Here is a 15,406-nt window from a genome sequence, read left to right as displayed (position 1 = left end):
CTAGAAAAGCGGCGTTAAATACTATGTCAAAGAACTACGTACTCAATACTTATAATAAATTCCTTAAACTGCCCTTTGGCAAAAAGCTGTTTAGCTGGTATTCGGCGCGCAGAGCACCTTATTTCTCAACAGTTTCACCACTTATTACAGACATTAAACCTAACTACTGTGAAGTGCTTATTAAAAAGCGCAAAGGGGTAGAAAACCACATTGGCACGGTTCACGTCATTGCGATTTGTAATGGTTTAGAAATGGCCATGGGCTTTATGTGTGAAGCATCAATTCCTAAAAACCTTAGGTGGATCCCAAAAGGTATGGAAGTGAAATACCCAGCAAAAGCAGACTCAGACATTCGCTGTGTCGCCGAAGTGCCAGCAGATGCGTGGAAGCCTGGCGATTTACCTATTTCAGTTAAGGCGTACAACGCTGAAGGCACAGTGGTTGTAGATGGTACTATTACGGTTTGGGTAAGCGAAAAACGCTAAACTATGTCGTGTTGTTTGAAGGTCGCTTTTGCGGCCTTTTTTTTATGTCAGCTTTAAAACACAATATTAAGTTTTTACGACACGCTTATTTCTAATTGACAGTATTCAAAAACACATCTAAGAATAACGTGGTAAGCGATTAAGGCGCTATATCGGAAGTCTATTTCATTCAACTATTAGCTGGCAGCCCTCTATTTATGTAACACGAGGGGGCCGCAATGAAAGAGGTTAAGATGTCTGTAATCACAAAAGAAAAAATCACCAGAAAACCCTTCGCAGATAAGAAAAATTACCCCTACGGCTTTGCGCGTTCAGGAGATTTTTCAATTAACGAGAGCAAACTTTTGCAAAGTCACGGAAGCTTGTTTGCTGCACTGGTAGACGGAAAGATAACGCCGGAAAACGACGAAGAACAAGCCTATTTAGAGTCGGCTCTCGGCCATCGCGAGCCCGCAACGCCTCAAGAAAAAGCGTGGTTAAAATACCAAGCACGAATCAATAGACCAAAGACCGCTAGCATTTATGGCTCTAAGCGCCCATCTTCAGAAGAGGTTGACGATGATGAAGATATAAGCGATAACAGTGACATTGATATTAGCCTCGATGATTAAGGCTTTGCCTTCATTTACAAGCGGTAGATAAAGGCGCTTTCTTTTCGCACGTCATTTTTATTGTTCACGCTGTTAATATTGTGTAAATAATTATCCTATTTTTCGTCAATTTAATACTAATGTCGAAATATTTATCCTAATTATTACGAATATTGGGATATATATCTCACTTTTACGCAATTTGGTGTTTTATCTTCCTATTACCTTAGATATAGTCGGGGCATAGTCAACGTACGCTGACAAACCCCCCAACCCATTACAGGAGAAAGCACTGTGAAAATGATGTCGGGCGCAGCCATGGTGGTTGAAGCGCTAAAAGATGTAGGAGTGACACACGTGTTCGGTTACCCAGGTGGTGCCGTACTAGACATTTATGATGCGTTATTTGCGCAAGATGATGTCAAACACGTCCTCGTACGTCATGAACAGGCAGCCGCCCACATGGCGGATGGTTATGCACGTTCAACTGGCAAAACCGGCACAGTGCTCGTCACATCAGGTCCAGGCGCAACGAATACTATTACAGGTATTGCTACTGCGTACATGGACTCTATCCCGATGGTAGTCTTATCGGGACAGGTGCCGTCGAAGCACATTGGTGAAGACGCATTCCAAGAAACTGACATGGTAGGGTGCTCGCGTCCTATCGTTAAGCACAGCTTCTTGGTTAAGCGCGCGGTTGATATTCCAGAAGCGATTGCTAAAGCCTATTATATTGCTAACACTGGCCGTCCTGGTCCGGTGGTTGTAGATTTGCCAAAAGATATTGTTAACGTAGCGGAAGAGCACCCTTATGTGTATCCAACTGACGTTACCATGCGTTCTTATAACCCTACCGAAAAGGGCCACCCTAAGCAGGTTAAGAAAGCGGTTGAGTCGCTACTTAAAGCAGAACGTCCAGTATTATATGTAGGTGGTGGTGCAGTAGCTTGCGACGCGTCAGAAAAAGTTATTGAGTTAGCTGAAAAGCTAAATGCCCCGGTAACTTGTACGCTGATGGGTCTTGGCGCTATGCCGGGAACACACAAGCAATTCATTGGTATGCTTGGTATGCATGGTACGCTTGAAGCGAACAAAACCATGCACAATGCCGACTGTATCATTGCGCTAGGTGCACGTTTTGATGACCGTGTTACCAACAACGTTGATAAATTCTGCCCTCATGCAGACATTATCCACGTTGATATTGACCCTGCATCAATTTCTAAGACCGTAAATGCGCATATTCCTGTAGTAGGTTCGGTAGATAAAGTACTTGATCAAATTTTAAGCCAGGTAAATAAGAAAGATTTATCAGGTCAAAGTGAAAAGCTCGCCGATTGGTGGCAGCAGATAGAAACATGGCGTTCTCGTGAGTGCTTGAACTACGCACAAGGCGAAGAAACTATTAAGCCACAGCGCGTTATTGAAGCCTTGTATAAGCATACCGATGGCAAAGCCTATGTCAGCTCTGATGTAGGTCAGCACCAAATGTTTGCTGCGCTTTATTACCCTTATGATAAACCGCGTCAATGGATTAACTCAGGTGGTCTTGGCACTATGGGCTTTGGTTTACCTGCGGCGATGGGCGTGCAGTTTGCGCACCCAGGCTCAACCTCTGTGGTAGTAACAGGTGATGGCAGTATTCAAATGAATATTCAAGAGCTGTCTACTTGTTTGCAGTACAACTTGCCTATCAAGATTATCTCACTGAATAACCGTGCTCTTGGTATGGTTCGTCAATGGCAGGATATGATCTATAAAGGGCGTCACTCACACTCGTATATGGATTCAATGCCTGACTTTGTGAAGTTAGCAGAAGCTTACGGGCACGTAGGGATTAAAGTAGACAAGCTCGAAGAGCTAGATGCAGCAATGGAGAAATGTTTCAGCTACACAGATCGCTTAGTGTTTATGGACATAGCAGTAGACCAAAACGAACACGTATATCCAATGCAAATTAAGTTTGGCGCAATGGATGACATGCGCTTAAGCAAGACGGAGCGAACCTGATGAAACGTATTATCTCTGTATTAATGGAAAACGCCCCTGGCGCACTATCTCGTATCGTTGGTGTATTCTCACAACGTGGTTATAATGTTGACTCACTATGTGTGGCACCGACTGACGACGCGAGCCTTTCACGTTTGACCATCATCACTCATGGCGACGACAAGGTTATCGAGCAGATCACTAAGCAGGTAAACAAGCTTATTGATGTGCTAAAGGTCGTGGATCTTACTGAAGGTACGCATATTGAGCGTGAGCTTATGCTGATTAAAGTCGCTACCCGCACAGAGTCGGTACGCGCTGAAGTGAAGCGTAATTCTGATATTTTCCGTGCGCGTATTGTAGATGTGAACGTAAACAACTACACCATTGAAATTACTGGTACTACAGATAAGTTAGATGCGTTTGCAGCAACTATGGGGCAATGCGCTGAAATTATCGAGTCATCACGCACTGGTGTTTGTGGCCTAGCTAGAGGTGATAGGGCGCTTCGTCCTTAAACATCACTCATTGTATCGTTTTTAAAAAAGCTGTCTTACGACAGCTTTTTTTTATGGGTGCTCACTTAAGTTAAGTATCGCGCCCATAATAGGCTTCAACGCGCAAAGCTAAGCCATACGAGGTTTTGAAGTCCTCATCACGCAGCCATAATACAAAAGGCTCTACTTCAAAGAAAAGCCAATCGCGCAGCATGTTGTTACGCCATCTAAACCCGCCGTAAATTTCTTCTACGCGATAGTTAGGTTGGCTCAACCCCTCCACCATTAAATGGGGTATAACAGCGTTGTGTTGATCCACTGAAAACAAATGATGTACTTCGTGGCGCCACAACCAGTCATTCGTATCGTCTCGAAAATAAAAACGGTTATTTTGGCGAATGAGGTGTTTTTTGCTCATCTCGTATTGAAATGCCCAGCCAAGTTCAGCACCTAATCGGTCACGGGTATAATAATAAAGCTCTGCGTCATATAGCATGGCCCACTGTTGGGAAAAGGCGAAGGCGTCTTTGTATCGCGTCATGGCATAGAGTTGGTCGCGACGTCCTGCGCCGACTCTATACGAATAATGTGAATCCTGCTCTGGACGAAACCTTAGTGCAATAGTCGTCCTATCGCGGTCGTTATTTCCGGTATCTCTTGCTGCCCGTATTGTATTATTCTGCGTTTCGTCTTCATTGTCACTTAATAGTAAATCAACGCGCTCTTTTAAAGCAGGCAAACGAACGCGAATACGAAAGCGTAAGTCAGTATCTGTAAGCATACTGCTTCTTGGCTCCCATGAGAGTTGAATACGGCCTTCCGCTCTTGCTTCTTTACGCCCTGAAGTGATTGGAAGGCTATCGCTTACAAACAAACCATCGAGCTGCTTTACCGTAAAGTCCATAGTGTCAGTAAAACTGCGCTGCCAAATATCAAACCACTGCTCATTGTCTTGCGCCTGTGAGGCAGACGTTATGTCATCCTTCGACGTGACAGAATTTGTAGTGAGGACATGCGAAGGTTTAATGACGTCTTGGTAAGCAGCACTTCTACTGGTCGTGTTTACGGGGTAATTCAACGTGTGCGGGGAATTATTCGACGTAGAGGGGGCAGAGAGCAATAATTGGCAATAGACAACGGTAAGACACAGCATTGCTCACTAACTCCTTGTAAAAATTAGAATAGTTGAATGTATTTACTATTCGCTTTTAAGATATACAGAGAATGTATTGTCGCTGTTAAAACGTCAATCTTTATTCATTCGAGTAAATATTCAGGTGAAAGCATTGGCGGGCAATGGCATACTGTGTACAACGATGTAATGGAGATTATTTTTATGGGTGGTATTAGTATTTGGCAGTTGCTGATCGTACTGGTTATCGTAGTGCTATTGTTTGGTACAAAACGACTTAAAGGTATCGGCACTGATTTAGGCGGCGCAATTAAAGGCTTCAAAAAAGCAGTGAGCGAAGAAGACAAAGACGCCGACTTTGAGCAAAAGAAGCAAGTTGAAGAAAAGTCAGCGGCTGAGCCTGTTTCGACAAAAACACAGAGCGACGTTAAAGAAAAATCCTGATGTTTGATATCGGCTTTTGGGAGCTATTGGTAGTAGGCGTTTTGGCACTCCTTATTCTAGGGCCCGAACGACTGCCAGGTGCCATGCGCTCTACTATAAATACAATTCGCAGCGTACGTAATGTAGCAACGGGCTTTAAGCAAGAAGTTGAGCATCAGCTGCGTGTGCATGAATTGCATGAAAACTTGAAAAAAGCAGAGCAGCAAGGCCTTAAAGATCTTTCACCTGAACTTGAACAAAGTGTCGATGAGCTAAAAAAAGCCGCCGAGTCGGTTCAAGAACCATATAAAAAGCAATAAATGTCTGACGCTAACAATCTCATTTCTCATTTAATTGAATTACGCAGCCGTATACTCAAAGCGCTTTTGAGCGTGCTAATTGTATTTGTGTGTCTTGCCGCTTTCGCTCAAGACCTTTACCAGTTGTTAGCAATGCCATTACTTGCAACGCTACCTGAAAACTCAAGTATGATTGCAACCGATGTGGCATCGCCCTTTTTCGCGCCTTTTAAACTTACTTTGGTGCTGTCGTTTTTCATAGCTATCCCCTATGTGCTTTATCAAGTGTGGGGCTTTGTTGCGCCGGGCTTATACCGAAATGAAAAACGCCTTGTTGCGCCTCTGCTTTTATCAAGTACCTTACTATTTTATGCCGGTATGGCCTTTGCCTACTTTGTCGTATTTCCTATTGCGTTCGCATTTTTTACCAGCGTGGCGCCCGAAGGAGTAACGGTAAGTACCGATATATCTAGCTACTTAAATTTCGTATTGAAACTGTTCTTCGCATTTGGGGTCTCATTCGAGATACCCATAGCCATTATTCTGATGTGTTGGACTGGCGTCACTGATGCCAAGTCGCTAAGAGCTAAACGTCCGTATGTGGTTGTAGGTGCTTTTGTAGTTGGCATGCTACTGACGCCACCAGATATTATCTCTCAGACTCTGTTAGCGATACCAATGTGGTTGCTATTTGAAGTCGGCGTTATTGTAGGTGGCTTTTATGCGGGTAAAAAGCCAAAAGAAGAAGAGTCAGAAGAAGTTACTGACAATACATAAAAGTTATAAAGAGCAAGGAATAAGAATGAAAACTCGACTGATATCTATTGCCACATTATTGTGTGCTTTTGGGGCGCTTAACGTTCACGCTGAAACTGTAGCTGATGCTATGGAAAAATGCCGCAACACAGACAATAGCTTAAAGCGTCTAATTTGTTACGACAACATTGCTAAATCGCTGAATCAATATGATGGCACAGATGCAACTGTCAGCCAACTGCAAGCGTATAAATCGCAGACAGTTGCTAAACCAAGATTGCAAGCTGAGCCGAATAAACGTCCTGTTGTTAGCGAACCTACTACCGTACAAAAGCCTGAGAATGATTTTGGTCTAGAGCATAGACGGGATTTAACTGCTGAAGCCTCAGAAATTTCACTCACTATCGCATCGTTTAAAGACTCTCTTCGAGGCAAAAAGATTATTACGTTCAGCGATGGCTCAGTGTGGCAGCAAAGCGATAGTGCTTACTTGAAGATAGAAGAAGGTCAGCAAGTATCAATTGAAAGAGGCCTGCTAGGGTCATTCTTTTTAAGCGTAGAAGGTGTTAACAAACGCATGAAAGTAAAACGCGTTAAGTAAATGTCTTGGTTCGACGCAGGCGTCAATCTGCTTGATAAGCGTTTTGACGCCGAAGAAGTCATACAACGTGCGCAAGACGCCGGTGTTGATAAACTGTGTGTCATTACCACTCATCCCAATGAGTGGGATGCCGCAGTAGCGCTTTGTGAAAAGTACCCTGACCAGTGCTGTTTTACCATTGGTGTACACCCTCATAACGCGAAAGATGTCACTGAAAGCGACTATGACCGTTTACGTGAGCTTGCTCAACATAAAGGGTGTGTGGCTATAGGTGAGTGCGGGTTAGACTTTAACCGTAATTTTTCTCCTCAAGATGTTCAGTTAACGGTTTTTGAAGCGCAGTTAAAATTAGCTACGTCATTAAACTTACCCGTGTACTTACATGAAAGAGACGCCTTTGACGAGCAGATTAGCTTGTTGACCCAGTATATGCCAAGTTTGAAAGGAGGAATTGCCCACTGCTTTACTGGCACGGCTGAACAGGTAAAAGCGTATGTGTCATTAGGTCTTTATATCGGTATCACAGGGTGGGTATGTGATGATAAGCGCGGTGCTGACTTACGTGATGCTGTAAAGCATATACCGCTGAACAAGCTTATCCTTGAAACTGATGCCCCATATTTATTTCCCAAAACACTTCGCCCGCGTAAACGCAATAATGAACCCGCTTTTTTACCCCATATCGCTCAGCAATTAGGCGAATATCTGCAACTTGACACTGATAAATTGCGTATTAGCAGTTATGCTAATAGCTGTGAGTTGTTTTCTCTCAGCTAAACATAGGTTTATATGCAGACAAATCTAAAAGCGATGCGCAAGTATGATGCGGGTCTCATTCTTATCACTGCCCTTGCCGTGGTAGCATTTGCCATAGTTCTGCTTAACCTTTCACCAGCCTCAAGCCTGTCCCCTCGGTTTTCACAGTTAACCTATCTAAAAGAAACTCAAGGGACGACGCTTGATTTCAATAGTGTTGTTCAAACACCAACAAGCGAATGGACGCAAGTCTCGTCTGCAGTGAATTTAGGGATGAACACCGATGTGCACTGGTTTTCAATGGTAGTTGAGCCAGCGAAAAGCAGCCAAAGCCGGTTTCTCTTACATATTGACTATCCGCTTTTAGATCATCTGGATGTAGCGGTATATAGCCAAGTAGGCACTAGACCCATTGTGACTTACTCTAGCGGCGATGGACAAAGCTTTGATGATAGACCCATTGCGCACGTCAAACCCTTGTTCCCCTTACCTGACAGTGCGCAGTCTCAGCGCATCATTATTAAACTGCAAACATCGGGCAGCGTTCGCCTTCCCATTCGTATTTGGGAAGAGACAGAGTTTATAGAATACACATCAACAAGAAACTTGGTATTAGGCATCTTTTTTGGCGTTTTGCTAGCAATGGGCGTGAGTAACGCGTTTTTAACTGTCACGACTAAAAACGTGTCGTTTCTGTTTTATTCGGCTTATGTAATCAATCTAGCGTTTATTTTAATGACGCTTCATGGTTATGGCTTTTCTTATATTTGGCCCACAAATATTTGGTTTCAGAGCAAAGCAATTATCGTATTTGCAAACGCTACTATAATGTTTGCGGCGCTATTTACTCGTAGTCTTCTGCCCATTAAAAATTACAGTAACAAACTCGATAGCGTGACCAAAGCTATTGGTTGGGTTTGCGGCTTGAGCATTGTTGCGGGTCTTGTTCTGCCTTATTGGCTAATGATAAAAGCGTTTCTTTTAGTATTAAGCCTTGTTGTCATTTTTATCCTAGCTCTGGGGGTGTGGCTGTCGCTTAAGCGAGAAGCCGTAGCGCGCTATTTTACAATTGCTTGGGGCTTTCTATTAATTAGCGGGCTGTGTGCAAGTTTAGATAATGTGAATATTATTCAGCTACCTATTTCGTCTAATGACTTATTAGTTATAGGTGGAACCGTTGAAACCTTAATATTGGCGCTTATTCTGGCGATTAATTACAGCCATAGTCGTGACGACTTAATTGATGCACAGCAGTTTGCCCTTGAACAAGAAAAACAGGCGAATATCGCTAAGGAAAATCTGTTGGAGGTGCAAAAGCGCTACCAAGACGATCTTGAATATAAAGTTCAGGAGCGAACACTCGAGTTAGAAATAACACTGCGTGAGCTTTCCGATGTGAATCAAGAGCTAGAAAGACTTAACGCAATAGACCCGCTTACAGGGGCCCATAACCGCCGCCACTTTGATAAGCGATTGCGGTCGGAGGGAAGGCGCAGCCGTCGCGAGCAAACGCCTTTATCACTGATCATTGTTGACGTGGATCACTTTAAAAAAATTAACGACGAATACGGACACGACGGCGGAGATGCGTGTTTAATTCACGTCACAAATGTCTTTCAAAAACTCATCCATCGCCCAACAGATGATTTGTGTCGCATAGGTGGTGAAGAGTTCGCCATTATATTGCCTAATACCGATTTGAGCGGCGCATACCACGTTGCTGAGAATATTCGACATAGCTTAGAAAACAGTCCACTTGAATACGAGGGACAAATGATTAAGCTAACCGCCAGCGCAGGTGTTTCTACAACTATTATCGCGGATGAAGAGCACGCGCAAAGTTTATTTAAATATGCTGATGACTGCCTGTACGAAGCGAAAGCTTCAGGGCGAAACACAGTAATACACAAACATTTACAGGAAAAACTATGACGTCTTCACCTTTCCCTCTCCGTCGTATGCGTAGACTACGTGCCAAAGATGCGTTAAGAGGGCTTGTGGCAGAGCACAGGCTAACTACGGATGATTTAATTTACCCCGTTTTTGTGTTGCCTGGTGATAACGCAAGGGAAGCCGTACCCTCTATGCCTGGTGTTGAAAGACTTTCTATTGATTTGCTGGTTCAAGAAGCCGCAAATTGGGTAGCATTGGGTATTAGAACTATTGCACTTTTCCCTGTAACACCTATGTCCCTTAAAACCGAATGTGCCAGTGAGGCATTTAATCCTGATGGCCTTGCTCAACAAGCTATGAGGGCGCTTAAAAAGGCGTTCCCTGAAGTCATGCTGATGTCTGATATTGCATTAGACCCTTTCACGTCTCATGGACAAGATGGCCTTCTAGATGAAACGGGTTATGTGATGAACGACGAAACCGTTGAGGTTCTCATCAAACAAGCTTTGTCACATGCCGATGCTGGTGCTGACATTGTGGCACCTTCTGACATGATGGATGGCCGCATTGGCAGCATTCGTAAGGCACTTGAAAAGGCAGGCCATATCAACACATGTATTATGGCTTACTCGGCTAAATACGCATCGGCTTACTATGGCCCATTCCGTGATGCTGTCGGCTCTGCCGCAAACATCAAGGGCGGCAATAAGAAAACCTATCAGATGGACCCTGCAAATACCGATGAGGCGCTTCATGAAATTGCTCTTGATATAGAAGAGGGCGCAGACATGGTAATGGTGAAGCCCGGCATGCCTTATTTAGATGTTGTACGACGCTGCAAAGACGAATTTAAAGTGCCGACGTTTGCCTACCAAGTAAGTGGCGAATACGCCATGCATCAAGCTGCCTTTGCTAACGGTTGGCTAAACGAAGAAGCAGTGATTTTAGAGTCTTTACTTGCATTTAAACGCGCTGGAGCAGATGGTATTTTAACCTATTTTGCACCTAAAGCAGCAGAGCTGCTAGCAAAGCAAAATGGTAAATAGACGTTAAAATTAAGTGGCATTGAATTGCGTGTGCCAAAGAAAAGCCGTGCTTAGCACGGCTTTTTTAATTATAGAATAAAGATGTAAGTATTTACTTACATACAAGCTCGCACCCGGCTTTGTGCTGTAGCCAACATTCGTTAGCTAACTCAGCGTTAATTAAAGGATGAGACTTTAACCAGCCTTCAGGGAAAGTAAGTGTCCACTTACTGTCATCACATTGTAGCGAAACTTCTGGAATATGTTTGTTTTGGCGGCGCAGGCATAAGACTACCGCTATGCGCAATACTCGAAGCATGCCTTTTAGCATAGGGCGATAGTCTTCGTGGTACTTATCAAAAATTTCGGCATTAATCGTTAAACGATGCTGCGCAACAAGGTCGCGAATTGCTGATCGCTGCAAGCGAGTAAACCCCGGTAAATCGATATGACTCAAAATATATTCACCATGTTCATGATGGCGTTTATATTCAATATGAAGACCAATTTCATGCAACTGTGCAGCGGCCCCTAAAATAGTTTCCGTATCTAGATGGCAAATATTTTGTTGAGCACAAAGCTGGTGGCATAAAGCTAGCGCTACGTGGCGAACAGAATTAGCGTGGTTTTTATCAACGTGATAACGCTGCTTTGCTTGGTTGAGCGTTTGTTGGCGTCTATCGTTTTCAGTAACGTTATCTAACATCCCGTAGATAAGTCCTTCGCGCAATGCCCCGCCAGATATATTCATATGTTTGATATTCAGCGCTTCAAACAAGCTGATAAGAATCGCCAACCCAGAAGGGAAAATAGCTTTTCTATTATCTTCTAATCCGTCGATATCAAGGCTTTTAATACTGCCGCATTCGATGCACTGCTTTTCCAAGTGATACAGATAATCTAAACGAATGGCATCGCTGATACCCTGCGCTACCAAAATTTCGGTAATCGCTTGCGGCGTCCCCGACGCACCTAAGCAATTTTCCCAGTCGAAACACAAAAAAGCGCTTGATACATCATCAATCAATGCATGGGCCGCTTTTTTGGCATTAATAAAGTTCTCTTCGGTTATGGTACCGCCCGTGAAATAACGCTCCATAAAAGTCACACAGCCCATATCCAAACTCTTCAAGTGGATAGGCTGCATGTCGTTACCGATAATAATTTCGGTGCTGGCACCACCAATATCAATGACTAGGCTGTTACCTTGGTTTGCAGATGTATAGGCTACACCTAGGTAAATTTGTCGCGCTTCTTCCTCGCCGCTTATCACGTTAAGCTTGTGATTAAGTATTTCTTCAGCTTTGCGGATGAAAACATGGGCGTTGGTCGCAAGACGTAGGGTAGCAGTAGCGACTATTTTGATATTAGATGAAGGGATATCTTGCAGACGTTCCGAGAAAACTTGCAGACATTGCCAGCCGCGCTCCATGCTCACGTCATCAAGTGATAAGTCATCGTCTAAGCCAGCGGCTAAACGTACTTTCTGTTTAATTTTCCCTATTATTTGCACACTGCCGTTAACAACGTGAACAATCACCATATGAAAGCTGTTAGAGCCTAAGTCTACGGCAGCATAATACTCGCCGTAGGTTTGTGCATCGTGCTGAAGTTCTGCCTGCATAAAATCTCGTTTCTTATTAACTACCCTTACGCCTTATTATTGCGCTCTGCTGTTTCTGTTTTGAGGCTTGCCACGGCCTCTACCGTTACCACGGCGTGAAGAGTTGCGGTTATTGGGCGTGCGTCTTCTACGTGGCTTGGGCGGCGTTACATCATCAAGCAGGGCACTGCGGTCGTAATCGGTAACCGGAATTGCTTTTTGAATGTATTGCTCGATAGCAGGTAAGTTTAGTGCGTATTTCTCACATGCAAAACTAATTGCGACGCCGCTTTGACCTGCGCGACCAGTACGGCCTATTCGGTGCACATAGTCTTCCGCATCGTCAGGGAGGTCATAGTTAAATACGTGAGTAACCGCGTCAATATGAAGGCCTCGCGCTGCAACGTCAGTTGCTACCAAGATATCAAGGCTACCCTTGGTAAAGCCCTCTAATATCCCTAGGCGCTTTTTCTGCGGCACATCACCGCTTAGTAAGCCTACGCGATGTCCATCAGCGGTAAGCCAGTCGGTGACTTTTTCACAGCTATTTTTAGTGTTGGCAAAAACAATCGCTTTTTCTGGCCACTCTTCTTCAAGTAACGTAAGAAGAAGCAACATCTTGTCATCGTCAGACGGGTAAAATAGCTCTTGTGAAACGCGAGTCGCCGTAGTTTGTTCCGGGGCAACCTGAACATGAGTCGGGTTATTCATATGCTCATAGGCAAGTTCTTGTACGCGATAGCTTAGCGTAGCTGAAAACAGCATGCTTAGGCGGTCGCTTGCTGGTGGCATACGGCGGAATAAAAAGCGGATATCTTTAATAAAGCCTAAATCGAACATTCGGTCGGCTTCGTCAAGTACGGCAACCTGAATATTATTCAGAGTAAACACATTCTGTTTATAGTAATCAAGAATGCGTCCCGTCGTACCAATTATAATATCCACCCCTTCTTCCAAAGTTTCACGTTGACTTTGGTAACCTTCGCCCCCATAAATCAAACCAAGCGACAATCCGGTATGCTCACTAAGCAGTTTGGCGTCGTTATAAATTTGAACGGCGAGTTCTCTGGTCGGCGCCATAATAATTGCGCGAGGGCCATTTGATTTGCTGTTATCTGCATTTTCTGCTTTGCTTAGCAAATAGTGAAATGTAGCCACCAAAAAGGCAATGGTTTTACCGGTTCCTGTTTGAGCCTGACCTGCAATGTCGTGACCTTCCAATAATGGAGGCAGTGCAAGTGCTTGAATTGGTGTACAATGTGAAAAATTAGCTGCCGCTAAGGCGTCAACAACCTTGCCGTTAATCGGCAGGTCGGAAAAATGAGTATCAGTTAAGTGAGTAGGCATAGCTTATAGCTTATCAGTGCTTGCATTAAAAAACAGTTTCTATATAACACTTATGGTCGGGCTGAGACAAATCAGCGACAGACCAATAATGGAGAAAAGAATGAGCGACAAAATTATCCAGTTATCTGACGATAAATTCGAAGCAGATGTTATCAATGCTGAAGGTCCTGTACTGGTTGACTTCTGGGCCGAATGGTGTGGCCCGTGTAAAATGATCGCACCAATCTTAGAAGAAGTTGCGACCGAGTTTGAAGGCAAGTTAACAGTTGGCAAGTTGAATGTCGATGAAAATAACGAAACTCCACCTAAATATGGTATTCGTGGTATTCCTACATTGCTACTTTTCAAAAACGGTAACGTTGCTGCCACTAAAGTTGGCGCGCTATCAAAAGCTCAATTAACAGAATTCCTAAACGAAAATCTGTAATTGAAACAAAATAAAAAACCGGTGCGAATAAAGCACCGGTTTTTATTTGCATCACAGGTACTTACAAATTGTTTTAGAAAAGGGCGTATCAATTTATTTAACATTTCGGTGGTAAAACGCTGGACGTTGATTAAATATAGTGCTAACTTTTCCTCAGCGCTCATCCGAGCAGCATTCTGCTTACGCCCACATCCGGGTGATATCAAATCTAAACTAGAACAGAGTGACTTTAAGTCCTGTAAGCGAAGTTCAAGCACAAAGACCCACCAGTATGAATTTAACTGAATTAAAGAACAAACCAATAAGCGAGTTGGTTAACCTGGCCGAGGAAATGGGCCTGGAAAACATGGCGCGCGCCAGAAAACAAGACATCATTTTCTCAATCCTAAAGACACACGCAAAAAGCGGTGAAGATATCTTTGGTGATGGGGTACTAGAAATTTTACAGGACGGTTTCGGCTTCTTACGCTCAGCTGACTCTTCGTATCTTGCAGGGCCAGACGATATCTATGTATCGCCAAGCCAAATCCGACGCTTCAATTTGCGTACAGGTGATACGATTGCTGGAAAAATTCGTCCACCGAAAGACAGTGAACGATATTTCGCTCTGTTAAAAATTCGCGAAGTTAACTTCGACAAGCCTGAAAACTCACGTAACAAAATCCTTTTCGAAAACCTTACACCGCTTCACGCAGCAGACCGCTTGCGTATGGAACGCGGCAACGGTTCAACGGAAGATATCACGGCTCGTGTACTCGATTTAGCATCGCCAATCGGTAAAGGTCAGCGTGGCCTTATCGTTGCACCGCCTAAAGCCGGTAAAACACTCCTGCTTCAGAATATCGCCCAGTCAATCGCCGCTAATCACCCAGACTGTGAGTTAATGGTGTTACTTATCGACGAGCGACCGGAAGAAGTAACCGAGATGCACCGCCTTGTTCAGGGTGAAGTTGTTGCATCGACCTTCGATGAACCAGCAAGCCGTCACGTACAAGTGGCAGAAATGGTAATTGAAAAAGCGAAGCGTCTTGTAGAGCATAAAAAAGACGTGGTTATCTTGCTTGACTCAATCACTCGATTGGCGCGAGCGTATAACACGGTTATTCCTTCATCAGGTAAAGTACTTACCGGTGGTGTTGACGCAAATGCACTACACAAGCCTAAGCGCTTCTTCGGTGCTGCACGTAACGTTGAAGAAGGTGGTAGCTTAACCATTATCGCAACAGCGCTAATTGATACCGGCTCTAAGATGGATGAAGTTATCTACGAAGAGTTTAAAGGTACAGGTAACATGGAACTTCACCTTAACCGCAAGATTGCAGAAAAACGTGTATTCCCAGCTATCGACTTTAACCGCTCAGGTACCCGTCGTGAAGAGCTACTTACTGCGCAAGACGAACTACAGAAAATGTGGATCCTTCGCAAAATTGTTCACGAAATGTCTGAAATTGATGCCATGGACTTCCTTATCAGTAAGCTGTCGATGACCAAGACTAACGATGAGTTCTTTGACGCAATGCGTAGACAAAAGAGCTAATCGCGACTTAGCAATAAGTTGATATATACATAAGGCGCCTCAT

General features: G+C 44.0%; 16 protein-coding genes. 13 read left to right on the top strand and 3 right to left on the bottom strand.

The window, feature by feature from the left end; all coding sequences use genetic code 11:
* The first annotated feature begins 23 nt into the window (after positions 1–23).
* The 4 genes from ACYTPF_RS18600 (at position 24) to ilvN (ending at position 3,585) form a co-directional block, all read left to right on the top strand.
* Positions 24–485 carry a hotdog fold domain-containing protein gene (locus ACYTPF_RS18600; protein WP_012517059.1) on the top strand — a complete coding sequence of 154 codons (462 nt, stop codon included), beginning with the start codon at positions 24–26 and terminating at the stop codon, positions 483–485.
* Positions 486–703: 218 nt separating this feature from the next.
* Positions 704–1,096, top strand: a complete 393-nt coding sequence (locus ACYTPF_RS18595; RefSeq protein WP_179982202.1) for a MaoP family protein — start codon at positions 704–706, stop codon at positions 1,094–1,096.
* Positions 1,097–1,369: 273 nt separating this feature from the next.
* A complete protein-coding gene (locus ACYTPF_RS18590) occupies positions 1,370–3,088 on the top strand; it encodes an acetolactate synthase 3 large subunit (RefSeq protein WP_461853243.1) in 1,719 nt (572 codons plus the stop codon).
* Positions 3,088–3,585, top strand: coding sequence for an acetolactate synthase small subunit (gene ilvN, locus ACYTPF_RS18585; RefSeq protein ID WP_118490430.1), 498 nt, complete (start codon positions 3,088–3,090; stop codon positions 3,583–3,585). The genes ACYTPF_RS18590 and ilvN overlap by 1 nt, the downstream gene beginning before the upstream one ends.
* Before the next feature lie 70 nt (positions 3,586–3,655).
* On the opposite strand, the gene ACYTPF_RS18580 is transcribed toward ilvN, so the two are convergent.
* Complete coding sequence (locus ACYTPF_RS18580; RefSeq protein WP_461853242.1) at positions 3,656–4,717, bottom strand: hypothetical protein; 1,062 nt, start codon at positions 4,715–4,717, stop codon at positions 3,656–3,658.
* Between the two features lie 177 nt (positions 4,718–4,894).
* On the opposite strand from ACYTPF_RS18580, the gene tatA reads away from it, so the two are divergent.
* Genes tatA through hemB form a run of 7 tightly spaced genes read left to right on the top strand, consistent with a single transcriptional unit; the run spans position 4,895 to position 10,470 of the window.
* Entirely contained in the window at positions 4,895–5,140 is a 246-nt protein-coding gene (gene tatA, locus ACYTPF_RS18575; RefSeq protein WP_232091269.1) for a Sec-independent protein translocase subunit TatA, read from the top strand.
* Positions 5,140–5,439, top strand: a complete 300-nt coding sequence (gene tatB, locus ACYTPF_RS18570) for a Sec-independent protein translocase protein TatB (protein WP_012517066.1) — start codon at positions 5,140–5,142, stop codon at positions 5,437–5,439. The genes tatA and tatB overlap by 1 nt, the downstream gene beginning before the upstream one ends.
* Positions 5,440–6,195, top strand: coding sequence for a twin-arginine translocase subunit TatC (gene tatC, locus ACYTPF_RS18565; protein WP_179982206.1), 756 nt, complete (start codon positions 5,440–5,442; stop codon positions 6,193–6,195).
* A gap of 25 nt (positions 6,196–6,220) precedes the next feature.
* The gene (locus ACYTPF_RS18560; protein WP_461853241.1) at positions 6,221–6,775 is read left to right on the top strand and encodes a hypothetical protein; all 555 of its coding nucleotides are present in this window, start codon (positions 6,221–6,223) and stop codon (positions 6,773–6,775) included.
* The gene (locus tag ACYTPF_RS18555) at positions 6,776–7,552 is read left to right on the top strand and encodes a TatD family hydrolase (protein ID WP_461853240.1); all 777 of its coding nucleotides are present in this window, start codon (positions 6,776–6,778) and stop codon (positions 7,550–7,552) included.
* Positions 7,553–7,564: 12 nt separating this feature from the next.
* Positions 7,565–9,463 carry a sensor domain-containing diguanylate cyclase gene (locus ACYTPF_RS18550; RefSeq protein ID WP_461853239.1) on the top strand — a complete coding sequence of 633 codons (1,899 nt, stop codon included), beginning with the start codon at positions 7,565–7,567 and terminating at the stop codon, positions 9,461–9,463.
* Complete coding sequence (gene hemB / locus ACYTPF_RS18545) at positions 9,460–10,470, top strand: porphobilinogen synthase (RefSeq protein WP_461853238.1); 1,011 nt, start codon at positions 9,460–9,462, stop codon at positions 10,468–10,470. The genes ACYTPF_RS18550 and hemB overlap by 4 nt, the downstream gene beginning before the upstream one ends.
* Positions 10,471–10,561: 91 nt before the next feature.
* Here the strand turns inward: hemB and ACYTPF_RS18540 are convergent, their stop codons facing one another.
* Together ACYTPF_RS18540 and rhlB are read right to left on the bottom strand one after the other, a co-directional pair.
* Positions 10,562–12,073, bottom strand: coding sequence for a Ppx/GppA phosphatase family protein (locus ACYTPF_RS18540; protein ID WP_461853237.1), 1,512 nt, complete (start codon positions 12,071–12,073; stop codon positions 10,562–10,564).
* 36 nt (positions 12,074–12,109) lie between these two features.
* The gene (gene rhlB / locus ACYTPF_RS18535) at positions 12,110–13,399 is read right to left on the bottom strand and encodes an ATP-dependent RNA helicase RhlB (RefSeq protein ID WP_461853236.1); all 1,290 of its coding nucleotides are present in this window, start codon (positions 13,397–13,399) and stop codon (positions 12,110–12,112) included.
* Positions 13,400–13,499: 100 nt separating this feature from the next.
* Between rhlB and trxA the strand changes: the two genes are divergently transcribed.
* A complete protein-coding gene (trxA, locus tag ACYTPF_RS18530) occupies positions 13,500–13,826 on the top strand; it encodes a thioredoxin TrxA (RefSeq protein WP_118490421.1) in 327 nt (108 codons plus the stop codon).
* A gap of 271 nt (positions 13,827–14,097) precedes the next feature.
* Complete coding sequence (rho, locus tag ACYTPF_RS18525; protein WP_014948094.1) at positions 14,098–15,363, top strand: transcription termination factor Rho; 1,266 nt, start codon at positions 14,098–14,100, stop codon at positions 15,361–15,363.
* Positions 15,364–15,406: the final 43 nt, after the last annotated feature.

This window comes from Alteromonas sp. HB246098, assembly GCF_054890645.1.
Note: the sequence above shows the minus strand (reverse complement) of the source record. Positions and strands in the feature narration are given on the sequence as shown.